The 22,462-nt window shown below is 60.1% G+C and carries 25 protein-coding genes and 1 pseudogene; 19 read left to right on the top strand and 7 right to left on the bottom strand.

Annotated features, from left to right (window positions below; all coding sequences use genetic code 11):
- Window positions 1-4: 4 nt before the first annotated feature.
- From B5495_RS03325 to B5495_RS03335, 3 genes are read right to left on the bottom strand one after another with little or no spacing between them, the layout of a single operon-like run.
- Window positions 5-1,459, bottom strand: a complete 1,455-nt coding sequence (locus B5495_RS03325; RefSeq protein ID WP_079551315.1) for an N-acetylmuramoyl-L-alanine amidase — start codon at window positions 1,457-1,459, stop codon at window positions 5-7.
- Window positions 1,456-1,938 carry a tRNA (adenosine(37)-N6)-threonylcarbamoyltransferase complex ATPase subunit type 1 TsaE gene (gene tsaE / locus B5495_RS03330; RefSeq protein WP_079551317.1) on the bottom strand — a complete coding sequence of 161 codons (483 nt, stop codon included), beginning with the start codon at window positions 1,936-1,938 and terminating at the stop codon, window positions 1,456-1,458. Before tsaE ends, B5495_RS03325 begins: the two co-directional genes overlap by 4 nt.
- 42 nt (window positions 1,939-1,980) lie before the next feature.
- On the bottom strand, window positions 1,981-3,486 hold the full coding sequence (locus B5495_RS03335; protein WP_079551319.1) for an NAD(P)H-hydrate dehydratase: 1,506 nt from the start codon (window positions 3,484-3,486) through the stop codon (window positions 1,981-1,983).
- A gap of 89 nt (window positions 3,487-3,575) precedes the next feature.
- Here B5495_RS03335 and queG point away from each other — a divergent pair, with 89 nt between their 5' ends.
- Entirely contained in the window at window positions 3,576-4,703 is a 1,128-nt protein-coding gene (gene queG, locus B5495_RS03340) for a tRNA epoxyqueuosine(34) reductase QueG (protein WP_079551320.1), read from the top strand.
- Window positions 4,704-4,744: 41 nt separating this feature from the next.
- On the opposite strand, the gene orn is transcribed toward queG, so the two are convergent.
- Window positions 4,745-5,353, bottom strand: coding sequence for an oligoribonuclease (gene orn, locus B5495_RS03345; protein ID WP_079551322.1), 609 nt, complete (start codon window positions 5,351-5,353; stop codon window positions 4,745-4,747).
- 133 nt (window positions 5,354-5,486) lie between these two features.
- Between orn and rsgA the strand changes: the two genes are divergently transcribed.
- The 5 genes from rsgA to B5495_RS03370 all read left to right on the top strand — a co-directional run bounded on the left by rsgA (window position 5,487) and on the right by B5495_RS03370 (window position 9,191).
- The gene (gene rsgA, locus B5495_RS03350) at window positions 5,487-6,500 is read left to right on the top strand and encodes a small ribosomal subunit biogenesis GTPase RsgA (RefSeq protein WP_079551324.1); all 1,014 of its coding nucleotides are present in this window, start codon (window positions 5,487-5,489) and stop codon (window positions 6,498-6,500) included.
- A gap of 27 nt (window positions 6,501-6,527) precedes the next feature.
- Window positions 6,528-7,370, top strand: a complete 843-nt coding sequence (locus tag B5495_RS03355; RefSeq protein ID WP_079551326.1) for a sulfurtransferase — start codon at window positions 6,528-6,530, stop codon at window positions 7,368-7,370.
- A 79-nt stretch (window positions 7,371-7,449) separates the two neighbouring features.
- Window positions 7,450-8,292 (top strand): archaetidylserine decarboxylase, encoded by an 843-nt coding sequence (gene asd / locus B5495_RS03360; protein WP_079551328.1) that lies wholly within the window; start codon window positions 7,450-7,452, stop codon window positions 8,290-8,292.
- A gap of 8 nt (window positions 8,293-8,300) precedes the next feature.
- The gene (locus tag B5495_RS03365) at window positions 8,301-8,807 is read left to right on the top strand and encodes a DUF2628 domain-containing protein (RefSeq protein WP_172824514.1); all 507 of its coding nucleotides are present in this window, start codon (window positions 8,301-8,303) and stop codon (window positions 8,805-8,807) included.
- Between the two features lie 69 nt (window positions 8,808-8,876).
- The gene (locus tag B5495_RS03370) at window positions 8,877-9,191 is read left to right on the top strand and encodes a hypothetical protein (protein WP_079551332.1); all 315 of its coding nucleotides are present in this window, start codon (window positions 8,877-8,879) and stop codon (window positions 9,189-9,191) included.
- A 39-nt stretch (window positions 9,192-9,230) separates the two neighbouring features.
- Here B5495_RS03370 and B5495_RS03375 read toward each other — a convergent pair whose 3' ends face one another.
- Complete coding sequence (locus B5495_RS03375; protein ID WP_079551334.1) at window positions 9,231-10,421, bottom strand: TerD family protein; 1,191 nt, start codon at window positions 10,419-10,421, stop codon at window positions 9,231-9,233.
- 15 nt (window positions 10,422-10,436) lie between these two features.
- Window positions 10,437-10,571, bottom strand: a pseudogene (locus tag B5495_RS15105) (IS30 family transposase); the annotation flags it as partial.
- Window positions 10,572-10,770: 199 nt separating this feature from the next.
- Here B5495_RS15105 and B5495_RS03385 point away from each other — a divergent pair.
- The 13 genes from B5495_RS03385 to B5495_RS03445 all read left to right on the top strand — a co-directional run bounded on the left by B5495_RS03385 (window position 10,771) and on the right by B5495_RS03445 (window position 21,351).
- Window positions 10,771-11,238, top strand: coding sequence for a tellurite resistance TerB family protein (locus B5495_RS03385; protein ID WP_079551337.1), 468 nt, complete (start codon window positions 10,771-10,773; stop codon window positions 11,236-11,238).
- Between the two features lie 11 nt (window positions 11,239-11,249).
- Window positions 11,250-12,248 carry a TerC/Alx family metal homeostasis membrane protein gene (locus tag B5495_RS03390; RefSeq protein WP_079551339.1) on the top strand — a complete coding sequence of 333 codons (999 nt, stop codon included), beginning with the start codon at window positions 11,250-11,252 and terminating at the stop codon, window positions 12,246-12,248.
- Between the two features lie 104 nt (window positions 12,249-12,352).
- A complete protein-coding gene (locus B5495_RS03395; RefSeq protein WP_079551341.1) occupies window positions 12,353-12,919 on the top strand; it encodes a TerD family protein in 567 nt (188 codons plus the stop codon).
- Window positions 12,920-12,998: 79 nt separating this feature from the next.
- Window positions 12,999-13,577, top strand: coding sequence for a TerD family protein (locus tag B5495_RS03400; RefSeq protein ID WP_079551344.1), 579 nt, complete (start codon window positions 12,999-13,001; stop codon window positions 13,575-13,577).
- A 143-nt stretch (window positions 13,578-13,720) separates the two neighbouring features.
- Window positions 13,721-14,881: a phosphoribosyltransferase domain-containing protein gene (locus B5495_RS03405; protein WP_079551346.1), complete on the top strand. Its 1,161-nt coding sequence runs from the start codon at window positions 13,721-13,723 to the stop codon at window positions 14,879-14,881.
- The gene (locus tag B5495_RS03410) at window positions 14,878-15,633 is read left to right on the top strand and encodes an HAD family hydrolase (protein WP_079551348.1); all 756 of its coding nucleotides are present in this window, start codon (window positions 14,878-14,880) and stop codon (window positions 15,631-15,633) included. The genes B5495_RS03405 and B5495_RS03410 overlap by 4 nt, the downstream gene beginning before the upstream one ends.
- Window positions 15,630-16,769: a cysteine protease StiP family protein gene (locus tag B5495_RS03415; protein ID WP_079551350.1), complete on the top strand. Its 1,140-nt coding sequence runs from the start codon at window positions 15,630-15,632 to the stop codon at window positions 16,767-16,769. Before B5495_RS03410 ends, B5495_RS03415 begins: the two co-directional genes overlap by 4 nt.
- Window positions 16,766-17,638, top strand: a complete 873-nt coding sequence (locus B5495_RS03420) for an HpcH/HpaI aldolase/citrate lyase family protein (protein ID WP_079551352.1) — start codon at window positions 16,766-16,768, stop codon at window positions 17,636-17,638. The genes B5495_RS03415 and B5495_RS03420 overlap by 4 nt, the downstream gene beginning before the upstream one ends.
- A 103-nt stretch (window positions 17,639-17,741) precedes the next feature.
- Window positions 17,742-18,350 carry a TerD family protein gene (locus tag B5495_RS03425; RefSeq protein WP_079551354.1) on the top strand — a complete coding sequence of 203 codons (609 nt, stop codon included), beginning with the start codon at window positions 17,742-17,744 and terminating at the stop codon, window positions 18,348-18,350.
- A gap of 331 nt (window positions 18,351-18,681) precedes the next feature.
- A complete protein-coding gene (locus B5495_RS14555) occupies window positions 18,682-18,843 on the top strand; it encodes a hypothetical protein (RefSeq protein WP_154045193.1) in 162 nt (53 codons plus the stop codon).
- Between the two features lie 173 nt (window positions 18,844-19,016).
- Window positions 19,017-19,937, top strand: coding sequence for a beta-keto acid cleavage family enzyme (locus B5495_RS03435; RefSeq protein ID WP_079551357.1), 921 nt, complete (start codon window positions 19,017-19,019; stop codon window positions 19,935-19,937).
- Window positions 19,934-20,890, top strand: a complete 957-nt coding sequence (locus tag B5495_RS03440; protein ID WP_079551359.1) for an L-carnitine dehydrogenase — start codon at window positions 19,934-19,936, stop codon at window positions 20,888-20,890. Before B5495_RS03435 ends, B5495_RS03440 begins: the two co-directional genes overlap by 4 nt.
- Window positions 20,890-21,351 carry a thioesterase family protein gene (locus B5495_RS03445; protein ID WP_079551361.1) on the top strand — a complete coding sequence of 154 codons (462 nt, stop codon included), beginning with the start codon at window positions 20,890-20,892 and terminating at the stop codon, window positions 21,349-21,351. Before B5495_RS03440 ends, B5495_RS03445 begins: the two co-directional genes overlap by 1 nt.
- 55 nt (window positions 21,352-21,406) lie before the next feature.
- Here B5495_RS03445 and B5495_RS03450 read toward each other — a convergent pair whose 3' ends face one another.
- On the bottom strand, window positions 21,407-22,369 hold the full coding sequence (locus tag B5495_RS03450) for a GlxA family transcriptional regulator (protein ID WP_079551363.1): 963 nt from the start codon (window positions 22,367-22,369) through the stop codon (window positions 21,407-21,409).
- Window positions 22,370-22,462 lie beyond the last annotated feature (93 nt).

A 22,462-nucleotide genomic window follows, 5' to 3' on the forward strand; every position in this document is an offset into this window, starting at 1 on the left:
TTCCTTACGAATTAGGAATCTGCAATACCTGCCCCACCCGAATCACATCGCCGTTCAGGTCGTTGGCACGACGCAGCTGACTGACCAGAACGCCGTGGTGCGAGGCGATGGAAGACAGCGTATCGCCCGAGCGGATGCGGTACTCGCCGCGGCTGGGGCTGCCCCGATGATCGCGCTGCCAGGCCAGTAAGCTAGCCGGCGGCGGATGCCGCTCAAAGTGCTTGCGCATACCGCTGAACACCGCCTTTGCCAAGCTTTCCTGATGCGACGGCGTGCCCAGGCGCTTTTCTTCGGTGGGGTTGGAAATAAACCCGGTTTCCACCAGCAGCGATGGAATATCCGGCGATTTCAGCACCACAAAACCGGCCTGCTCGACCCGCGACTTATGCAGGTGGTTGATTTGGGACAGCTGATCAAGCACCTGCCCGCCGATGGTCAGCGAGTCGTTGAGCGTGGCGGTCATGGTCAGATCCAGCAGCACCCCGCGCAGCACCTGATCCTTGTCGCGCAATGACAGGTTGCCGTCAACGCCGCCGATCAAATCCGAGCGGTTCTCGGTATCGGCCAGCCACTGGGCGGTTTCCGAGGTCGCGCCGCGCTGGGATAACGCATACACCGAACTGCCTTTAGGCCTTGGGCTGTTAAACGCATCGGCGTGAATGGACACAAAGAAGTCGACCTTTTGCTCTCGGGCAAGCCGGGTACGCTGGCGCAGGCCAAGGTAGTAGTCACCGTCGCGGATCAGCACGGCCTTGAACCCTTCGGTGGCGTTGATGCGCGCCGCCAGGCGCTGGCTGATCTCAAGCACGACGTCTTTTTCCCGCGTGCCGCCAGGCCCGGTAGCCCCCGGGTCTTCACCGCCGTGGCCGGCATCCACGGCGATAATGATATCGCGCCGGGGGTGCGGCTCGGCCTGTTGCGTTACCGGCGTGGCCTGCTCCGACTCGCCCAGCGCCTTGGCTTTGGTGCTGGCGCGTTCGGCGGCAATTTCCTGCTCGCGGATCATCGACTCAATCGGGTCGATGGGATTTTCCACCGCGCTTTCGCCGGGGTATTCCAGATCCACCACCAACCGGTGGCCGTATTGATCGTTGGGCGCCAGCGTGAAATGCCGCGGCTCGATCTTGCGGTTGAGTTCCAGTACCACGCGCAGGTCGTCGCCTTCACGCACGCCCGTGCGCACCGCAGAAATCGCGCTGCCTTCAAGCGCCAGCTTACTGGCGTCGACGTCAAGCTCGCTATTGGCAAGGTCGATCACCAGCCGCGCCGGCGAATCCAGCGAAAACACCTTGGCCTGGGCCGGCGAAGACAAATCAAACACCAGCCGCGCGTGGTCGGGCGCAGCCCACAGGCGCATGCTGTCGACCGTTGCCGCTTGAGCCACGTTAAACAAGCACAGCGCCACCCCTACGAGCAGGCCTGCCAAGCCATATGTTAGCCGCTGCGTGCTATCGCTCATGGGCGCTCCTGCGCTTTTTCCCACATTTCATCCCCCAGCACGGCAAGCCAGCCGGCGCCGCGCTGCGTTTGGCTTTCAAGCGTTGCTCGCCGGCCGTCTCCGTCCACCTCCAGGGTGACGTGCACATCCGCCGGTGGCAACCAGCCGCTGCCGCGGCTGGGCCACTCGATCACGCACAGCGCGTCGTCGGCGAGCACGTCGCGCCCGCCGATAAACTCAAGTTCTTCCGGGTCGCCCAGGCGATACAGGTCCAGGTGATAAACGCGCTGGCCGTCAACCTCGTAGGGCTCAATCAGCGTGTAAGTAGGACTTTTAACCGCGCCCTGATAGCCGTAAGCGCGCAGCACACCGCGCGTCAACGTGGTTTTCCCCGTACCCAGATCACCGTGTAGATAGAGGCGCCCACGGCCTTGAAAGATACGGCCTAGCGTTTCGCCAAACGCGACGTGCGCCTTCTCGTCGGGGAGTGTCACCTGCATGTGGGCTATTACCTTAATTGCGGGTTATCGGTTTAAGGCGGGTCAGGGATTGATCAGCCGGCGCGCATAGAATGCCAGATCACTGGCCAGCAAACCACGTTCGCCGCTGTCTTGCGCCGCACGATCCGCCGCCAGGGCGTGCACCAGGACCCCCAGCCAAACGCTTTGGTCGCTCACGCCTTGCTGACCAAGCAGTGCGCCGAGCATGCCGCTGAGCGCGTCACCCATGCCGCCGCTGGCCATGCCGGGATTGCCGTAGGGGCACACTACAAGCCCGCCCGGCCCGGCGATCAGGCTGCCGGCGCCCTTGAGGATGACGCGGCCGCCACGCTGCTGCCTGAGCGCCTCCACCGCCGCCGGGCGATCGGCCTCCACGTCGGCAACGCTAAGCCCCAACAGCCTGGCCGCTTCGCCTGGGTGCGGCGTCAGTACCCAGTTATCACGGCGCTCAAAGGGAAAGCGGCTGGCCAGCAGGTTCAGCGCGTCGGCGTCGAGCACCAAGGGCTTTTCGCTTGCCAACGCGGCGGCGAGCATTGCCTGCCCCCATGCGCCTTGACCCAGCCCTGGCCCCGCGACGATCACATCGCACTTTCCTAAGTGCTGTGCGACGAGCGGCGCCACATCAGCGCCGCCGCGCACGCCGTGCGCCATCACTTCGGGGCAACGCGTCAGGCTGGCGCTCACGTGTTCCGGCGCCGTGGCAAGACTTACCTTGCCAGCCCCCAGGCGCACCGCTGCTTGAGACGCAATCAGTGCCGCCCCGCCCAGCCCCGGCGCGCCGCCGAGCACCAGCACGTGCCCCATATGGCCTTTGTGCGCCGTGCGCGAGCGCGGAGGAAACGCCTCGGGTAACTGGCTTTCGTTCAGCCGGAAAGCGCGCGGCACAATATCAAAAAATGCCTGGGATTTAACGCCCAACGGCCGAAAATCCACCTCGCCGACGTGATCCGGCGCTTGACCGGTATAAAGCCCCAGCTTATCGCCGATAAACGTCACCGTGGCGTCAGCATGTACCGCGTACCCCAGCACCGCGCCGGTATCAGCGGCAAGCCCCGAGGGGATATCCACCGCAAGCACCGGCAGCCCGGCATGATTGATGGCGTGGATCGCCTGGCGGTAGGCGCCTCTCACCTCGCCGTCAAGGCCGGTACCCAGCAGCGCATCGACGATGATCTCGCCGGTGAACACAGTCTCATCATGCCACGCCTCGCAACCCACGCCCGCGTCGCTTGCCAGGGCGGCCGCGCGGGCGGCATCACCGGTTAGCGCGTCAATCGGTTTCACGCCGATGCGCTGCACTTTCATACCCGCCTGGGCGGCAAGGGCGGCCAGCACATGGCCGTCGCCACCGTTATTGCCGCCGCCGCAGACCACGCTCAGGCTGCGCACTTGGGGCCAGCGGGTGCGCACGCTGTGCCAGGCGCTTGATGCGGCGCGCTGCATCAGGGCAAAGCCCTCGACGCCGCCGGCGATCGTACGCCGGTCAAGCTCGCCCACCTGCCGCGCGGTATAAAGCGGGCGCAAGGATGCTGTATTCGCAAGGCTCACAGGATTTCCTTTCACATGGCGATCGAATGAATCGCGTATTGGTTCAGCTATGCGTTAGCATAGCGCCAAAGTCTGACCGTTGACCCCTTATGTCCGCTACCGTTCCCCCCAGCTCTTCTCGCACAGCATCACTTTCCGCCGCCGAGCTAGCTTCGCTTGCCGACGACATCAAAGCCTGGGGTGACGAACTCGGCTTTCAGCAGGTGGGCATTACCGATACCCAGCTTGAAGACCACGAAGCCCACCTGAATGACTGGCTCGACAAGGGCTATCACGGCGAAATGGGTTTTATGACCAAGCACGGCACCAAGCGCACCCGCCCCGCTGAGCTTGAGCCCGGCACCATTCGGGTGATCAGCGTGCGTATGGACTACCTGCCCGCCGACATGGAGAGCGTCGCGGTGCTTAACCAGCCCGAGCGCGCTTACGTGTCGCGCTACGCGCTGGGGCGCGACTACCACAAGCTGATGCGCAAGCGCCTCGCCGCCCTGGCCAAACGCATTGAAGCCCAGGTTGGTTCGTTTGGCTACCGCGCCTTTGTGGATTCCGCGCCGGTCATGGAACGCGCGCTGGCGCAAAAGGCCGGCCTCGGCTGGTTTGGCAAAAACGCCATGATGCTCAACCCCCAAGCCGGCTCGCTGTTTTTTCTCGGCGAGCTCTACACCGACTTGCCGCTGCCCGTGGATGCGCCGTTTGCGCGCGATCACTGCGGCAGCTGTAATGCCTGCCAGACGGTCTGCCCCACCGGCGCCATCGTGGCGGATAAAGTCGTGGATGCGCGCAAGTGCATTTCGTATCTCACCATCGAGCTGCACGGCGCGATTCCCGAGCAGTACCGCCGCGCCATGGGCAACCGCATTTACGGCTGCGACGACTGCCAGCTATTTTGCCCGTTTACCCGCTTTACCCAAACCACCCGCGAGGCCGATTTTGCCCCGCGCCACGACCTCGACCGCGCCGAGCTGTTAACGCTGTTTGGCTGGGGCGAAGAAGAATTTCTCGACAAGACCGCCGGCAGCGCGATTCGCCGCATCGGCTACGAGCGCTGGCTGCGCAACATCGCCGTGGCGCTGGGCAACGCGCCCTTCAGCCACGCCGTGGAAGCCGCGCTGATGGCGCGGCGCAGCTACCCCAGCGCCCTGGTTCGCGAGCACGTCGCCTGGGCGCTTACCGAGCAGCGCCATCGCCGTAATAACCGCATCGCGACCGCCGAGTAGCGTTCCTCTTACCCATGACCATTCTCAACGACTGTTGTTAATCACTCTTCTTCGCCGTAAACGTCCTCGGCATTGGCGCCCGTATGCAAAAACGTGCGGCGGTAGTGTTTAAGCTCACCGATGGATTCCTTGATGTCATCCATCGCCAGATGCACGTTGCGCTTGTTAAAGCCCTTGGCGGCGTCGGGATTCCAGCGTTTGGCCAGCTCTTTAAGCGTCGACACGTCCAGATTGCGGTAGTGGAAGAACGCCCACAGCTCGGGCATTTCGCGCTCCAGAAAGCGCCGATCCTGATGAATGCTGTTGCCACACATGGGCGAGCTTTGCGGCGTCACATACTCACGCAAAAACGCCAGCGTTTGCGCTTCGGCCTCAACCGGGCTTGTCGTGCTTTCCTTCACACGCTTCACCAGCCCCGACTCACCGTGGGTTTTCTGGTTCCAGTCGTCCATCTGCCCAAGCAGGCTGTCGGACTGTTTCACGGCGATCACCGGCCCCTCGGCCACGGTGTTCAGGTCGTTATCGGTGACCAGCGTGGCCACCTCGATGATGCGCTCTTTATTCGGGTCGAGCCCGGTCATTTCCAGATCAATCCAGACCAGCAGATCCTTTTGCGGCGTGCCCTGTTGCGGCGTGTTTGTATCGCTCATGGTGGCTCCTTGATGCGGCGGTAGGATTTTTTAACGATAACTTTAACGATCGGCGCCGGCAGACAACTCACCCGCCGGCGCATAACCCGTTACAATACCGATTCAATGCTATTGTACCGACCACCGGATGGCCATGAGCAAACGTAAACTAAGCCGTCAGCAGCGCTGGCGGGTGGAAAAAATCCAGGCTGAACGCGAAAAGCGCGCCGCCAAACACGATGCCCAGGAGGCCGAGCAGCTAGCCGCCGGCGAATACGGCGCCGAGCAGGCCGGCCGGGTGATCGCCCATTTCGGCCGCAGCCTGGAAGTGCGCAGTGCCAACGGTGCGGCCGTGCGCTGCCACCTGCGCGCCAACCTTGAAGGGCTGGTCACCGGCGACACCGTCATCTGGCGCGAAGGCCAGGAAGGTTCCGGCGTGGTGGTGGCGCGCACCGAGCGCGACAGCGTGCTTTCTCGCCCCGACGCCCAGGGCCGGCTCAAGCCGGTGGCCGCCAACGTTGACCAGCTGCTGATCGTGTTTGCCGTGGAGCCCAGCCCCCACGCCAACCTGATCGACCGTTATCTGATCGCCGCCGAGGCTACCGGCATCGCGCCGGTACTGGTGCTCAACAAGGTCGACTTGCTGCCCGACGACGGCGGCGAGCTTGGTCAGCTGCTGGAGCGCTACCAGGCGCTGGGCTACCCGGTGGTACGCACCACTACCGCCCAACCCGATGGGCTAGCCGCGCTTTACCGCCAACTGGCCGAGCGCACCTCGGTATTTGTGGGGCAAAGCGGGGTGGGCAAATCATCGCTGATCGACCAGCTGCTGCCCGAGGAAACCCTGCGCATCGGCGCGCTGTCAGAAGATTCGCGCAAAGGCACCCACACCACGACGACTGCCCGGCTTTACACCATGCCCGACGCCCGCGACGGCGTGCTGATCGATTCGCCGGGGATTCGCGAGTTCGGCCTGACCCATCTCGACGCGCAAACCGTCACCGACGGCTTTATCGAGTTTCGGCCGTTCCTCAGTCACTGCCGCTTTCGTGACTGCCGCCACCAGGCCGAGCCCGGCTGCGCTTTACTTGCCGCCGTTGAAGCAGGCAAGATCCATCCACAGCGTTTTGCCAGCTACCGGCGTATTCTCGCCAGCCTGAATGCGTGAACGCCCACGTCATCGTAAGGAGTCTCCATGAGTTCTCTACCGCACAGTTCTGAAGCCAGCCTGCTGCCGTTAATCGTCGAGCCGGAGCAGCTTGAGTCGCACCTAAATGATGCGCAGCTGCTGATTATCGACGTGCCTAAAAATCCCGGCAGCTACGCCCAAGGCCATGTGCCCGGCGCCGTGTTGCTGGAAGCGCGCCGGCTGATGCGCGGCGAAGGCCCGATTCCCAGCGAAGCGCCCGAGATCGAGACGCTCTCGGCCATGTTTAGCGAGCTGGGGCTAACCCGCGACACCCACGTCGTCGCGTATGACGACGAAGGCGGCGGCTTTGCTGCGCGGCTTTTATGGACGCTCGACCTGATCGGTCACACGCGTTACTCCTACCTGAACGGCGGTATTCACGCCTGGCGCGGTGCCGGCCTTGCGCAAAGCACCGAGCCCACCGCCCCCACGCCGTCTGACTACCGCGCCGAGATTCTGAACCCTAAAACGCGCATCACCTGCGACGAAATCAAAGAGCGCCTCGGCGACAAGGACTTTGCCGTGTGGGACGCCCGCTCGCCGGCGGAATTCAACGGCGAAAAAGGCAATAATAAGCACCTCGGCCACATCCCCGGGGCGGTCAACATGGAATGGACCAACGCTATGGACCTCCAGGGCGACCTACGCATGCGCGGCTACGCCGAGCTAATGATCGAGCTTGAGGCCACGGGCATTACGCCGGATATGGAAGTGGCCACCCACTGTCAGGGGCACCACCGCAGTGCTTTCACCTGGCTTGTGGGCAAAGCGTTGGGCTTTAGCATTCGCGGCTACCCCGGCTCCTGGGGCGAATGGGGCAACCGCGACGACACGCCGATTGAGCAATAGCGCCAGCTTGAACCCCTGAGTTCATAGAATAATGACAGCAACGCCGCCTTAACTCGTTAACCGTGGAACCAACACCAACGTGACGCTCTCAGACAAAGCCTTTGCGCTACTGCAATACCCGCTGCCCCATCACGCGATTTCACGGCTGGCGGGCAGCCTTGCCGACTGCGATTCGCCGCGGCTCAAAAACGCCTTGATTAGCACCTTTATCAAGCGTTTCAACGTCGATATGCGCGAAGCGTTTGAGCCGGACTATCGCGCCTACGCCACGTTTAACGACTTTTTCACCCGGGCGCTGAAAGATGGCGTCCGCCCCATCGGCGAAGGGCTCATCAGCCCCGCCGACGGCACGCTGTCGCAGTACGGGCGGCTCGCCGCCGGCGAGCTGGTGCAGGCCAAAGGCCACCACTTTTCCGCCCGCGCGCTGCTGGGCGGCGACGCCACACTGGCTGAAACCTTTACCGGCGGCAGCTACGCCACCGTGTATTTATCCCCCCGCGACTACCACCGCGTACACATGCCGGTCACCGGCACCCTGCGCGAAACCATCTACGTACCCGGGCGGCTGTTCTCGGTCAACCAGGCCACCGCCGCCTACGTGCCCAACCTCTTTGCCCGCAACGAACGCCTGGTATGCCTGTTTGATACCGCCAACGGGCCGCTTGCCGTGGTGCTGGTCGGCGCGATGATCGTCGCCACCATTGAAACCGTGTGGGCAGGCCAAGTTACCCCGCTTGCCGGCACGCCCCAACGCACCCGGCTAGATACCCCCGTTACGCTTGAAAAAGGCGCTGAACTCGGCCGTTTCAAGCTCGGCTCAACGGTGGTCATGTGCACCGCTAACCCCGTCGCGTTTGGCGATTTTGCTACCGACGCCAAGGTGCAGATGGGGGAAGGTTTGGGCCAAACGGCGGCCTTATGAGAGACAATATGCCGATGAACAATGACGCCACCCGACACCTGAGCGAGGCCTGGAAAACAAAATTTGCCTTGCTGCAAAAAATTGGCGCGGATAAAACATGCCTGTATCCGCCTGTCAGATCGCCTGAATACAAGGCGCTCAGCATAAAAGAGAAACTTAATATCTCTTTTAACCCCTGGGCCCTGTTTTTTGACTGGGTTTACTACCTGTGCAAAAAAATGTGGCTTAAAGGGGCGTTTATCATCGGCGCCACTTTCCTGTTTTATACCCTGATGACCGTGCTCGATGCGCTGGCCGGCGGGGTCATTCCCGCCACGCTGTTTTGGTTGCCGACGCCGATTATCTGTACGCAGATCGCCAATCATGACTACTATCGGAAGATCATTCATCACGAAGAAATGTGGCCAGGGTTGCCGACGATCTTTTCCCGCCCGGCCGGTGCAATCGGCTTTCCGTTAGCCGCGGCGGGAGTGTTCATCGCGGTATCGCTCACGCCTATTGGCGTTTTCCCGTAGCCTTTTTTTCATCCAACCCATTATTCAGCTAAGCTTATCCGGTATGAGGTCATCACAAGGAGCGCGCGCATGCATACACATATCGAGTGGGATGCCCCGGGTACGCAAAGCGTCAAAGCGTATTATGACCAGCATCCCGAAGGCTACCGCGAGCCGTACCCCGGCACCATCGTCTCCGGGCACTATCAAGGCATCGATGTGCGTGTGAAGGTCGAGGCCTACAAGGACCAGGTGAACATCGGCAAAGTCGCCGCTATCATCGATGCCAAAGGGAAACGGATAAAGCAGCACGGCAAGCTTAACCTGGGAGATATCGTACGCCTGCCCGATGAAAAGCGGGCCTTTGAAGCCGCGGATAATTCTCCCAAGGAAGATGACGACTAACGCGGCTTGCCAAGCGCCCGGCCGTACTCCTCGCTAGACTTACTTACGGCCGGCCTTCCACTGGAAGCCAAAGCCATACTGCTCGTCGGCTGGCTTATGATTCGCGAAATAGTTCACCTCTTTGGAAACGCTCAGTGCCCCGTTGCGGTTTTCCAGCATCGCAATCACACAGAAATTTTGGTCTTTGCCGCTCGCATCCATACGAATTTCTATTTCTGGCTGATCAGGCGCCTTAATCGATACGCGACCATTGGTTTGCGCCCAGTTAGCAACCCCTTCGTAGATGAAGGCAAAGATCATGATCCGCTCTATATCGTTCCAATGCTTACCATTGATATACAGATTCTCGCCTTGATTAATAGAACCTGTACGGTCGTCCCCATCGAGAAAGATATAAGGTTCTCTTTCCAGACTCCCGAAGTTCTTTCCTAGAGCTTGAACGATCCCCTTAGAGCCGTCTTTGAACGAAAACATACAGCCCAAATCAAGGTCGATACCGCCTTGATTACCCCCTAGAAGCGAACTCATCAGACCTTTTTTGCTGGCACCAGTCGTCTGATCCCAGTTGAGGTTGACGTGGATTTTCCCGAAGGTGCTCGATTTCTTCTCAAGCGATATAGTGTCGCCCTTTTTCTCAAGGGTGATCTTACTGAGATTAATCGACGATTTTTCTTGGGGCTTAGAGGGTGATGCGACGGGGGCCGCTGTTGATGACGGCGCTTGCTTGGAATTATTATCAATGTCGACGCCGAAATGCTCGGCTAGCGGCGCCATTCCACCGACGAACCCCTGGTCAACAACTTTCACTTTCCAGTCGCCGTTGCGTCGATACAACTCACACACGATCAGCGACTTTTCGGGTCGGCCTGTGCCCTGACCACTGAATTCAAATTGATCAGTACTACCTGACAGATCAAAACGGTAGCCGCTCGTCAGTGCGGATAACCCAGGTTCTACGGTGAGCACAAAAACAATGCGCTCAAGGTAGCTTGGCGCCTTGCTTAGATCGACGCCAAAGGTTGCCCCATCCTTTTGTAATAACGCGCCAGAAGGATGCTTAGGCTGGTTAAAGAAAACAAAATCGTCATCTGACGACACCTTCCCCGTATTGGCCAATAGAATGGCTGATGCATCCAGACTCGCCCCTTGGTCATCGCCGACGATGAGGCGAAAGGTAAGTTGAGCATCATTAAGTTTAGCATTCTGTCCTGTAACCAGCTGGGTACCCATTGATCATTTATCCTTAAGCCCGTTAATGTTCTCGTTGCTGCCACACTGCCATGGACTGTGCGGGTCACCAAAGCAGATGGCAACACCTGTTTCTTGGGTAAGCCACGCATGCCGGGCCATCCCGCGCTCCTGATCGTGCGTCAGGCTTCGCAGCTGAATGCCTGATACGTACAGATACCACCTCTTAACAAACTCCCGAATGTTGCACTCAGTGGCTACGATCAGGGCCTGTTGGACAGAGCACAATATTTACACAATTTCTGCTGAAATAACGGTTGTATTATCCCTCAATACGTATAGTGTTGGAGCCTCACAACCGTGAGTCACACGCTACGCAAGAGGAAATACTATGTTGAGCTCTATCGTCTCCAAGGCCCGTGAGTCCTTTACCTCACTGAAAGCCGATGCGCAAAAATTCAAAAATGAGAGTTTTCTGAATGCGGCCATGGCGGCAAGCGCGATGATTACCGTGGCCGATGGCGAAATTTCTCGGGAAGAAAAGCAGAAGGCGATCGCCTTTGTCCGCGCTCACGAAGCGCTGAGCATCTTTGACCCCGCCGAGGTAGCCAAGAAATTCAAGAATTACCTGGATTCCCTGGACAAGGACAACCCTGACACCGATACCGACATCGCGGAAATTACCGCAATGAGTGACATCGGCAAGGTGAAGAAAAACCCTGAGCAGTCCCGCATGGTTGTGCGCTTGGCCATTGCCATTGGCGGTGCCGATGGGGATTTCGATGCGCAGGAACAAGCCCAGGCAGCCAAGATTGCGCGTGAGCTTGGCCTTGACCCCAAAGAATTTGACCTCACCTAAGGTAGCGTCTCATGGATTTTGGCTTCCCCTTAGAAGCTGTGGTCATTTTAGCCGTTGCCGTAGTGGCGTCCGTTTGGCTTGACCTTTTCTCGCATCGTAATAGCGAAGAAGTGACGTTTCGGGATGCGGCTGTCTGGTCAGTCTTCTGGATCGCGCTGGCACTTTCCTTCTACGGCTACTTGCACCTGCGTTATAGCCCGGAAGCCGCCAGCCTTTTCTTGTCCGGGTACGTGCTTGAAAAAGCACTGTCCGTAGACAACATGATGGTGTTCGTGGCAATTTTTGCCAGCTTCAACATCAAGGGCATCCTGCAGCATCGGATTCTTTACTACGGCATCGCCGGGGCACTGGTTTTCCGCGCCATTTTTGTCGCCGGCGGCACTGCGCTTTTCGGCCTCTCTTATTGGATTGAGCTGCTGTTCGCGGCCATCGTCCTGTGGACAGGCGTCAAAATGTTCCAGGGCACCGACGAGGACGATATGGGCAATGATTACAGTGATCATTGGTCAGTTCGCTTCACCCGTCGATTCATGCCGGTGATCCCGCACCTGGTCGGCAAGAAATTCATCGTGGGTCGCAAACAGGCGGAGGAAATAGCCGCGCAAGATGGCGTTGAACCTCACAAGGGGGCCATGTTTTACGCCACGCCGATGTTGCTATGCCTGATCTGCATCGAGATTTCGGACATTGTTTTCAGCTTCGATAGCGTGCCCGCGATTATCGCCGTTACGAAAGAGCCGTTTTTGATCTACGCCGCTGTTATTTTCGCCATTCTCGGTCTGCGTAACCTCTACTTCATGCTAGCCGCTGCGGCCAAATACCTTGTGCATCTGGAAAAGGCCGTGGCACTGGTCCTGGTGTTTATCGCCGTGAAGCTGGCCACTGGGGCACTCGACATCTACCACATTGACCACCGGGTCAGCATGGCCGTTGTGCTGTCACTGATTCTCGGCGGCGTGGCGGCGAGTCTGCTGTTTCCGGCAAAAACGAAAGAAAGTCCCGTACAGTAACACTCAGCCGTGCGCCTCATGGGGCACGGGCACCCGTCCGTCGGGCGAAGTAAACAGCGCCTTTAATAGGCGCTGAATACCGAAAAGCAACGAAGGAGCACGATATGATTAATCTATCCAAAGGTAGCCGCGTTAACCTGACCAAAGAAGCGCCGGGCGCCACCACGTTCCGCATGGGCATGGGCTGGGACACGCGCGTCACAGATGGCGCCGAGTTTGACCTGGATGCCTCTGGCCTGCTGCTGGATGCCAACGGTAAGCCGCTGGGCGAAAAGCCGCTGGTGTTCTTCAACGAGCAAGCCTCCGCCTGCGGTGGTGTCACCACCTCCGGCGATAACCTGACCGGCGAAGGTGAAGGCGACGATGAAACCATCACCGTTGACCTGAACAAGATCGATTCAGCCGTTGATAAGATCGTGCTGGTGGTGACCATCCATGAAGCCGAGAGCCGCAGCCAGAACTTTGGCATGGTCGATAACGCCTTTGTGCGCATTTTGCAGGACGACAGCAACGAACCGGTCGCTCGCTATGACCTGACCGAAGACTACTCCACCGAAACCGCCGTGATCTTTGGCGAGCTTTACAAGAAAGAAGGTGACTGGCGCTTTGCGGCCAAGGGTGACGGCTTTGCCGGTGGCCTGGCGGCGTTTTTAGGCAAATACGGCCTGTAATTCGTCATTGAACCCCTGCCCGGGTGGCGGGGGCGCTCTGTACCGTTATCACATTTCCAGACTTTAAAAGGACATCATCATGGCAGTTTCTCTATCTAAGGGCGGCAACATTTCCTTGAGCAAGGAAGCACCGGGTATTAAGCATATCCGTATCGGCCTGGGCTGGGATGCGCGCGTAACGACCGGCACCGATTTTGATCTGGATGCGAGCGTATTTCTACTCAACGACCAGGGCGCTTGCCGTGACGATAAAGACTTCATCTTTTATAACCAACTGAAATCACAAGATGGCTCCGTTGAACATACCGGCGATAACCTGACCGGCGAAGGCGAAGGCGACGATGAAGTGATCAAGGTCGATCTTTCCCGGGTGCCGGCTGACGTGGACAAGATTGCCGTGAGCGTCACCATTCACGAATCTCAGGCGCGTAACCAGAACTTCGGCCAGGTTGAAAACGCGTTCGCGCGCATTGTTAACGAGGAGGATCAGAAGGAAGTCGTGCGCTACGACCTGTCGGAAGACTATTCCGTCGAAGATGCCATGGTCTTCTGTGAGCTTTACCGCCACGGCAACGAATGGAAGTTCCGTGCCATCGGTCAAGGCTTTAGCGGGGGCCTCGCCGACCTCGCCAATAAGTACGGCCTTAACGCTTCCTAAGCGTTATTGCCCTGAGCAGGGAGTGCCCCATTCCCTGCTCTTTGCTTTGCCGGCCCCTTTCTGGAAACGCTGTTCAACGATACGTCGAGGTAGCCTTGGCAGAGGAGTATCGTTTCCAGAGATTGCCTTCGGAGTGTTGCACCATGGATACATCAACAACGCATGTCCCCCTTCAAGCCGGTGATTTGGCGTTACGGCTTAGCCAAAACGGCCATCGCCTCGATGAGCTATTGGCCTTTGCGTCACGCCAGAACCCGCGTCGGGGCTACCTGTTTGTCTCCAAGGTGCTCGGCAAGCACGTGCCGGTTCGCCCGACCAAAATGGACGCCATTCATGCCGAGCTTGCGTCTAAGGTTGACCTGCTCGGGCGCCAGCCGTACGTGGTGGGAATGGCCGAAACCGCCGTAGGTCTGGGAGCGGGAGTGGCGCGTCACTTGGGCGACTTGCACGAAGGCGCGGTGTTCCACCACACCACGCGTTTTCTGGTCGAAACGCCGTGGATTCGAATCAAAGAAGCGCACTCGCACGCCGACACGATGCACATGGCCCAGCTGTCCACAAAAGCCGCCCGGGTGGTGGGCGATGCCCAGGACCTCGTGCTGGTCGATGACGAAATCTCCACCGGCAAAACCCTCGCCCAGTTGGCGCAAGCGTTAACCGCTCAGCCAACGCTTGCGCGTATTAAGTGCCTTCACATCGTCTCGCTGGTGAGCTGGCTCACCGACGCGGCGCGCGAAGCGCTGTTGGCGCTGTTACCCGAGGGCGTCGAGGTGCGTTTCGTTCAGTTGATGGCCGGCACGTTCACCTTTACCCCCTGCCCCGATTACCAGGTGGTACTGCCGGATAACGTGGATACGGCCTTTTGCGATGCCCTAAAAACGGCCGATACGTCCGCGCCAATTGAAGCCGAGGGGCTTTATGGTCGCCTGACGGGAAATCACCCAACGCCCGAACAGCCGTTGCCCCGCGTGCCTGGCGCCTCTCGTGACGCTGATCTGGTGGTGTTTGGCATGGGGGAATACCTGGATGCGCCGTTGCGGATGGCCCTGCAGTGGGAGCGTGACGGCATGGATGTGCTGTTTCAGAGCTCGACCCGCTCGCCCATCATGCTGGGCGATGCCATTCAGTCATGCCTTGAGCACCCCGCGCCGGGGCAGCCCGATAAGCGCCATTTTCTGTACAACGCGCCGGCCGGCCGGGTGCCGCTGGCCTTTGACGGGCTAGATTCGCCGGCGTTGAGCAAAGCACTGGAAGACAGCTACCGGGCGTTGCACCCGCACGGCACTGCCGAGGTGCCGGCATGAGCCAGGGCCGTTTCATTGTGCTGACAGATTTGGATGACACCCTGTTTGCCAGTGAGCGGGCGCTGCCTGCCGATGCGCCGCGTACTCATCTTGCCGCGACGGATGCTCATAATCAGCCTTTGTCGTATCAGACATCAGCTCAACGCGCCCTGTGGGCGCTAACCCAGCGCGCCGACATCGTTGTGCCGGTGACCGGGCGAACCAGTTACGCCATTGATCGCGTGACCCTGCCCTTGACCGGCCAGTACCGAATTGCCAGCCACGGCGCGCTGGTATTGGAGGAAGGTGCTCTGGCGCCTGAATGGCATAACGCTATCGCCCCACAGCTGTCCGCCACGCGCCAGACCCTCGACGACGCCGCGCGGACGTTGAGGCAAGCTTTTGCCGCTTTGGGTGAGCCTATCGCGCCAACGTGCCGCGTGCTGGAAGACATGGGGGTGCCGGTGTACCTGTCGATCAAAGCCAGCGGCACGTTAAGCCATCAGGCCCATGCGGCCTGCGTGTCAGTTGCTGCCGGCCATGGATTAACCCTGCACGCCAATGCGCGAAATGCCGCGCTACGCCCGGCCTACACCTGCAAGGCCGCGGCCTGCCGTTTTGTACTCGACCAGCTCATTAAGCGCCAACCCGAAGATACCGTCATTGGCCTGGGGGATAGCCTCTCCGATGTCGGTTTTATGGGGGTAAGTGATTTCGCCCTGGCGCCCACCAACAGCCAGCTATGGACGCACGTTAAGGAGCTTTCCCAATGACGACTGAGTGCCCTCGCACCCCCTTTCATGGGTCATATCGGCCGGAAGATTGCGAATTTCTCCTGACGCCGATTGAGGCCAACTACCTCACGATTGAGGAAAAAGAACGGCGCATACAGTCCGGGGAAGCGCATTACAGCGAAATGATCCACCGCGAGGCACCGCCTAGCGCGGAATACCTGGCGTTGTTTGAGCGTCTGTGCGAGCACTATACCCAGCGCCTGGCCGGCGAAATACGCGAGCTGGCAGCACAGGTAGTGGCGGACGCCGGCCGGTCGGAGCGCCCTGTCACGCTGGTGAGCCTGGTACGGGCCGGCACGCCGGTGGGCGCACTGCTGCGCCGGGCATTGGTCGACCATGAGCGCCAGCCCTGCCGCCACTACAGCGTGTCGATCATTCGGGATCGTGGCATTGATAGCGCGGCGCTGGACTACCTGCTGGACGAAAAGGGCGTCGCGCCGGAGCGGGTGTTCTTCGTGGATGCCTGGACGGCAAAGGGCGTGATTACCCGCGAGCTGCGCCAAGACATTGAGCGCTACAACGCACAGCGGGCGCATCTGGGCAAAAGCACGTTGCCGGTACGCCTGGTGGTCGTCTCCGACATTGGCGGCACCGCCGACATGGCCGCGACCTACGAGGACTACGCCATTCCATCAGGCATCTTGAATGCCACCGTATCCGGGCTGGTGTCACGCTCGGTGCTCAACGATCAAGTGCCGGCCGGCGCGTTCCACGGCTGCGTGCTTTACCAAGATCTGGCCGAGCATGACCAGACGCAAGCCTTTGTTGAGCGAATCAGCGCGGCCTTGCCTGCCGACGCCGCCGCGGGGGATGACCGGGGCGATGAGCGGCGCGCCACGCAGCAGGCCTTGATGGGCGACATGCTGGACAAGCTCAAAAGCCGCTACGACATCGCCGATATTAATCACATCAAACCCGGCATTGCCGAGGCCACCCGGGTGATGTTGCGCCGCGTCCCCGCTTTATTGATCGTGCGCGACGAGTGCCATCCTGATGTTCAGCATCTGCTGTTGCTGGCGAATGAGAAGAACGTCCCCGTTCACATTCGTGGTGACATGCCCTTTCACGCCTGTTCGCTGATCAAAGCCTTGACTGAGAGTAAGGAGGTGGCATGACAACACCACGCTACGGCGCCCTGGGTGCGTCGCTGTATGTGCCGGCGACCCATAAACACTTGGGCACTATCTTGGCCGAGGGGTGCGCCAGCGCGCGCTCCATCATTGTTTGCACCGAAGATGCCGTGGCCGCCGAGGAAGTGGAGTGGTGCCTGCATCGTTTGATGAAGGAATTGCGCGAGACGCCGGCCTCGGTGCCCCACCTGCGATTTTTGCGCCCGCGCTCCCCTGCGCTATTGCGGGAAGTGCTACAAGGCGGTGAGCGGACGGTCGCGGCGCTGGATGGCGTAGTGCTGCCCAAGTTCGATCACCTGTCCGCGCCGGAGTGGGCTGACACCTTGGCGCTGGCCCCTGACTTGCCGATCATGCCGACACTGGAAACCGCCATGATGTTCCAGGAAACAACGGCCTTGCAGACGCTCGCCGCCCTACAGCACATGACTAATCCAGTGATTGCGCTGCGGATCGGGGCTAACGACCTGCTGGGTGCGCTGGGCCTCAAGCGCCAGCCCGGGCAGACCATTTACGATACGCCGCTGCGCTCCACCCTTGAGCGGATAATCACCCTGTTTCGGCCGGCCGGTTACGAGCTCTCAGCCCCGGTGTGCGACCTGATCGGCGAGCCGGAGACGCTGGCACGAGAAATCGTGCAGGACATTGCCTGGGGCTTTTACGCCAAGACCTGCGTGCATCCCACACAGATTGATGTGATTGAAGCGCATTTGTCTCAGGCTCTTGCCCGCCAACACACCCTGGCGGTGGCATTAATGCAGAGCGATCAAGCCGTGTTCAAACACGACGGGCAGATGCTGGAGCAAACCTGCCATCAAGCGTGGGCCAGTCGCGTAAACGGCTTAGTAGCCACCTGATGTCAACGCGAAACCATGACTTATAGCCCGCCGGCACCTTGCCAGCGACCCTTTACCCCGTCAGAACGCCTGACGATCATTGAAAGCACATTGGAGATACATCATGGCGATTAGCCTCTCGAAAGGTCAGCGCATCAGTCTTGAGAAGAACGGCGGCAGCCTCAAGCACATCGAAATCGGAGCCAATTGGGGTGCGATTGAAAAGAAAACGTTGTTCGGTGGCAAGAAACATGTCGCGGTCGATCTGGACGCCTCCGTTGGCCTGTTTGATGCCCAAGGCAGCTTGGTGGATACCGTCTGGTATGGGCAACTGAAATCCAAGTGCGGCGCGATTCAGCACAGCGGTGATGACCGTCAAGGTGACACCGGGGGTGATGATGGGCTCGATAACGAAGTGATCAAAATCAATCTCGACAGCCTCCCGGCAAACGTCGATAAGCTGGCACTGGTGCTTAACTCTTATTCCCAGCAAAAGTTCGACGCCATCCCCTTTGCCGGCATTCGCATCCATGACGGTGCGGCATCAGGCCCTGACGGGGTGTTCGCCACCTTCGACGTGGCCCATGACGCCTCGTTTAACGGCAGCGTGAGCATGATTCTGGGTTCCGTATATCGCCACGAAAGCGGCTGGAAGTTCCGCTCTATCGGCGCGACGATTGCCGAGAAAGACCTGAAAGGCAGCCTCAAAGCCTTTGCCGAAAATTACGCCTAATTATTCACCATAAGAAGGTTAAGCCGCCCCCAACGGGGCGGTTATTGATGCCATGATTAGAGTAGTCCCTGACCAGCAAGATGTCCCTACCTACATCGCCTACTTCTGGGATAGGCTTCTGCAAGAGCCCAACGAGCTTGATGAAGACCCCATTATTCGCCTGGGGAAAAAGCCCCGTTATTACGCCCGTCGAGACTTGGTGAAGGTGAAAACCAGTGAAGCGCTAGCAGAGTGGGCAACAAAGTGGCTCACGCCAGAGGACTGGCGAAGGGCGCGGGATGCGGTACGGGCATCACGGTATAAGGAACGCAACAAGCTGGTAAGAGCCAGCATGAGCAAGGACACAAAAACCCTGCTTGATGATCGCGCCAAGCAATACGAGCTCCCCCTATGGCGTTACCTCGAACGCCTGGGGCTTACCGAACAAGCCTTGTGGGACTTGGAAGTTCGTGCCGACCTTTGCCTGGCAGAGGATGACGAGGTGCCCCGATAGTAGCCATGCCAATGATTTATCTCCGTTTACCGGACAACTCTGATGACCGAGAAGGCACTCGTACTCAGGAAGCCACCATTTTGACGGTTTTCGACAACTTATTGTCGTCTTTTGTACACTTCTTGCTACGCATCTAAGGGACACTCCCTGTAACGTTTCGCAAGGAGATCCCCATGAACCGCAATGTCATCCTGACCTGTGCTGTCACTGGCGCCGGAGATACCACCGGCAAGAACCCCAATGTCCCGATCACCCCCAAACAGATCGCCGACAGCTGCATTGAGGCCGCTCGGGCCGGTGCCAGCATCGCGCACATCCACGTGCGCGACCCCGAAACCGGCGGCATCAGCCACTCTGTGGATCACTTCCGCGAAGTGATGGAGCGGGTCCGCGAGGCGGATACCGACATCGTCATGAACATCACCGCCGGCGGCGGCGGCGACTGGATTCCGGACGTCGAGGACCCGACCCGCGGCGGCCCCGGCACCGACATCCAAACCCCGGCCCAGCGCCACGAACCGGTGGGCGAACTCCTCCCGGAACTCTGCACCCTGGACTGCGGCAGCCTCAACTTCGGCGATATGGTTTACGTCAACACCGCCGACTGGCTGCGCGAGCACGCCCGCCTGGTACAGGCCGCCGGCGTCAAGCCCGAGCTGGAGTGCTTCGATCTGGGCCACGTCTGGTTCGCCCGCCAGCTGCAGCAGGAAGGCCTGATCGACGGCGATCCGCTTTATCAGCTGTGCCTGGGCATCCCCTGGGGAGCTGAAGCCGATACCGAAACCATGCTGGCAATGCGCAACAAACTGCCGCAAGACGCCAACTGGGCCGCCTTCGGCATCGGCCGCCACCAGATGCCCATGGTCGCCCAAGCCATGCTGCTCGGTGGCCACGCTCGGGTCGGCCTGGAGGACAATCTCATGCTCAAGAAAGGCGAGTTAGCCACCAACGGCGGTCTGGTCGAGAAAGCCGGCGGCATCATCGAATCGCTCGGCGGCCGCGTCATGACGCCGGCCGAAACCCGCGCGCATCTCAAGCTGCGCGACCCGAACACCGGCCTGACCGTCGACACAGCCGCAGGAGGTGACGCATGAGCCAGCAATTAACCGTCATCGGCACCGGCGTCATCGGCAACGGCTGGATCGCCCGGGCGCTGGCCCAAGGCTGGGACGTGGTCGCCTTCGATCCGGCCGAAGGCGCTGAGGCACGCACTCGAACTTTCGTCAAAAGTGCCTGGCCGTCGCTTGAAAAGCGGGGGCTGGCCGAGAGCGCCGACCCTGCGCGGCTGACCTTCGTTGACAGCCTGGAGGCGGCCGTCGAGGGCGCCGACCTGATCCAGGAAAACGTCCCCGAGCGCCTTGAACTCAAGCGCGAGATTTTGGCCAAGCTGGACGCCGTCGCCGCACCGAGCGCGATCATCGGCTCGTCCACTTCGGGTTTTAAGCCGAGCGACCTGCAGCAGGACTGCACCCATGAGCCGGGGCGCGTGATCGTCGCCCATCCCTTCAATCCGGTCTATCTGCTGCCGCTGGTGGAGCTGGTGGGCGGTGAAGCCACCAGCACCGAACACACTGGCATCGCCCAGAAACTCTACCAGTCCCTGGCCATGCGGCCACTGATCGTGCGTCGTGAAATCGAAGGGCATATCGCCGACCGGCTGATGGAGGCGCTGTGGCGCGAGGCCTTGCACCTAGTCAATGACGGCGTGGCCACCACCGAGGAGATAGACGCCGCCGTGGTCTACGGCTGTGGCTTGCGCTGGTCACTGATGGGCACCTTCCTGACCTTCCACCTGGCCGGTGGCGAGCCAGGCATGCGCCATATGCTCGAGCAGTTCGGACCGGCACTGAAGCTGCCATGGACCAAGCTCGAGGCGCCGGAGCTCACCGATGAACTGATCGACAAGGTCGTCGAAGGCTGCGAATTCCAGGCCGCTGGCCGGCCCGTCGCCGAGCTCGATCGGCGCCGCGATGATTTCCTGGTCGAGCTGCTCGACCTGGTGCAGAAGTATTGGCCCGAGGCCGAAGGCCTCGAGGGGCGCATTTGATGGCATTACTCGAGACCTGCGTCGCCCCGGAATGGGTCGACTACAATGGCCACATGAACGACGCCGAATACGCCCGTGTCTTCTCCCAGGGCGTGGAAGCACTGATGACCGCCATCGGCCTCGACGAGGCCGGTTGTCGGCAGCATGGCTATACCATCTACACCCTAGAGACCCACCTTTGCTATCGTCGCGAGGCTCACGAGGGTCAACCGCTCAACGTCGAGGCAACGGTGCTCGACCGCGACGCTAAACGGCTGCATGTATTTTTCGAAATGCGTGATGCCGAGCGCAATCTGCTGGCCACCAGCGAGCAGATGCTAATGGGCATCGACAGCGAGGCCGGCCGGCCAGCGCCCTTCCCGGCGTCGGTCGAGGCAGCCATTAGTACGCTGCCGAGTCTCGCCGCCGATGCCTGGCCGCCACTAGCCGGGCGCCGCATTGGACTGCCGAATCGGCGCTGACGCAGCGTGTGGGCGGTAGATAGATGACTCGCTTACCTTATCACCCGGCATTTGTTCAGATCGATCGAGCCTGCCTGGGCGAGCAACGGTAGCGCTGGCGGAAAGCCCTGGAGAAGCTGGAGCTCGACGCGAAGCCGCAAGCCAGGCCCACCACCAGCACATCAAGATCGGTTTCTGTTAACAGGTAGTGCGCTCGCTGCAGGCGCAGGTCCAGATACCAGTCGCGAGGCGAACGGCCTAACTCGTGCTCAAAAATACGTTGCAACTGGCGCAGCGAGACCCCGCTGCGCCGTGCAATGTCGGCCAGCGCGAGCGGCGTTTCCAAATGACGTTCCATCAGATCAACAGCCTCCACCAGCCGAGCGTTGTGGGTATCAAGCCGTCGTGCCAATGTCATACGCTGCTGATCGTGACGCGTACGCATGCGCTCATGAACCAGCTGTTCAGAGACATCGATGGCTAAACGCTGTCCATGGCGACGGGCGATTACGTCTAGCGCCATGTCCATGGCTGCTGCGCCCCCAGCACATGAGAAACGCCGCGCCCCGAGTTCAAAAAGTTCGTTTGAGGTGGCGATCGCCGGAAAGCGTTCTTTAAAAGACGGCAAACTCTCCCAATGTAGGGTGACGCGCTCGCCGTTCAACAGCCCCGCCTCAGCCAGCAGGAAACAACCGGTATCGAGCCCGCCCAGCACACAGCCGGCAGCGGACATCCGGTGCAGCCAGCGCATCAGGGAACGGCTCAGATAACGTTCGGGATCGAAGCCACTGCATAGGGCCAACGACGGCAGATAATGCACCGCTTCGATGGACTGATCGGCAAGCAGTGTCATACCGTTGGACGCGGTCACAGGACTTCCGTCCTCGGTGATCAGCATCCACTCAAAGAGCGGTCGGCCACTGATACGGTTGGCGATTCGCAGCGGCTCGACAGCCGAGAAAAAAGCCATCATCGAGAAGCGTGGCAATAACAGGAAACCGATTAGCTCGGGAGTCGGACCGGAGTAGTTGAGGCGCATGGGACAAAATGTCAGAAAGGATGCGAGGCGGCCATGATGGCCGCCTCGCAGCGCCTAAACAAGGAAAGGATTCCAACAATATCATGTTGCTCT

It is taken from the genome of Vreelandella subglaciescola (assembly GCF_900142895.1).
GTDB lineage: Bacteria > Pseudomonadota > Gammaproteobacteria > Pseudomonadales > Halomonadaceae > Vreelandella > Vreelandella subglaciescola.

Coding starts and splice junctions, on each gene's coding strand:
- B5495_RS03395 (WP_079551341.1), top strand. CDS start 12,353: ATGATTAATCTATCCAAAGGTAGCCGCGTTAACCTGACCAAAGAAGCG.
- B5495_RS03370 (WP_079551332.1), top strand. CDS start 8,877: ATGCATACACATATCGAGTGGGATGCCCCGGGTACGCAAAGCGTCAAA.
- B5495_RS14555 (WP_154045193.1), top strand. CDS start 18,682: ATGAGCAAGGACACAAAAACCCTGCTTGATGATCGCGCCAAGCAATAC.
- B5495_RS03450 (WP_079551363.1), bottom strand. CDS start 22,369: ATGCGCCTCAACTACTCCGGTCCGACTCCCGAGCTAATCGGTTTCCTG.
- B5495_RS03445 (WP_079551361.1), top strand. CDS start 20,890: ATGGCATTACTCGAGACCTGCGTCGCCCCGGAATGGGTCGACTACAAT.
- B5495_RS03355 (WP_079551326.1), top strand. CDS start 6,528: ATGAGTTCTCTACCGCACAGTTCTGAAGCCAGCCTGCTGCCGTTAATC.
- B5495_RS03390 (WP_079551339.1), top strand. CDS start 11,250: ATGGATTTTGGCTTCCCCTTAGAAGCTGTGGTCATTTTAGCCGTTGCC.
- B5495_RS03410 (WP_079551348.1), top strand. CDS start 14,878: ATGAGCCAGGGCCGTTTCATTGTGCTGACAGATTTGGATGACACCCTG.
- B5495_RS03440 (WP_079551359.1), top strand. CDS start 19,934: ATGAGCCAGCAATTAACCGTCATCGGCACCGGCGTCATCGGCAACGGC.
- B5495_RS03400 (WP_079551344.1), top strand. CDS start 12,999: ATGGCAGTTTCTCTATCTAAGGGCGGCAACATTTCCTTGAGCAAGGAA.
- B5495_RS03425 (WP_079551354.1), top strand. CDS start 17,742: ATGGCGATTAGCCTCTCGAAAGGTCAGCGCATCAGTCTTGAGAAGAAC.
- B5495_RS03420 (WP_079551352.1), top strand. CDS start 16,766: ATGACAACACCACGCTACGGCGCCCTGGGTGCGTCGCTGTATGTGCCG.
- orn (WP_079551322.1), bottom strand. CDS start 5,353: ATGAGCGATACAAACACGCCGCAACAGGGCACGCCGCAAAAGGATCTG.
- B5495_RS03375 (WP_079551334.1), bottom strand. CDS start 10,421: ATGGGTACCCAGCTGGTTACAGGACAGAATGCTAAACTTAATGATGCT.
- tsaE (WP_079551317.1), bottom strand. CDS start 1,938: ATGCAGGTGACACTCCCCGACGAGAAGGCGCACGTCGCGTTTGGCGAA.
- queG (WP_079551320.1), top strand. CDS start 3,576: ATGTCCGCTACCGTTCCCCCCAGCTCTTCTCGCACAGCATCACTTTCC.
- B5495_RS03415 (WP_079551350.1), top strand. CDS start 15,630: ATGACGACTGAGTGCCCTCGCACCCCCTTTCATGGGTCATATCGGCCG.
- B5495_RS03385 (WP_079551337.1), top strand. CDS start 10,771: ATGTTGAGCTCTATCGTCTCCAAGGCCCGTGAGTCCTTTACCTCACTG.
- B5495_RS03405 (WP_079551346.1), top strand. CDS start 13,721: ATGGATACATCAACAACGCATGTCCCCCTTCAAGCCGGTGATTTGGCG.
- B5495_RS03435 (WP_079551357.1), top strand. CDS start 19,017: ATGAACCGCAATGTCATCCTGACCTGTGCTGTCACTGGCGCCGGAGAT.
- B5495_RS03365 (WP_172824514.1), top strand. CDS start 8,301: ATGCCGATGAACAATGACGCCACCCGACACCTGAGCGAGGCCTGGAAA.
- rsgA (WP_079551324.1), top strand. CDS start 5,487: ATGAGCAAACGTAAACTAAGCCGTCAGCAGCGCTGGCGGGTGGAAAAA.
- B5495_RS03325 (WP_079551315.1), bottom strand. CDS start 1,459: ATGAGCGATAGCACGCAGCGGCTAACATATGGCTTGGCAGGCCTGCTC.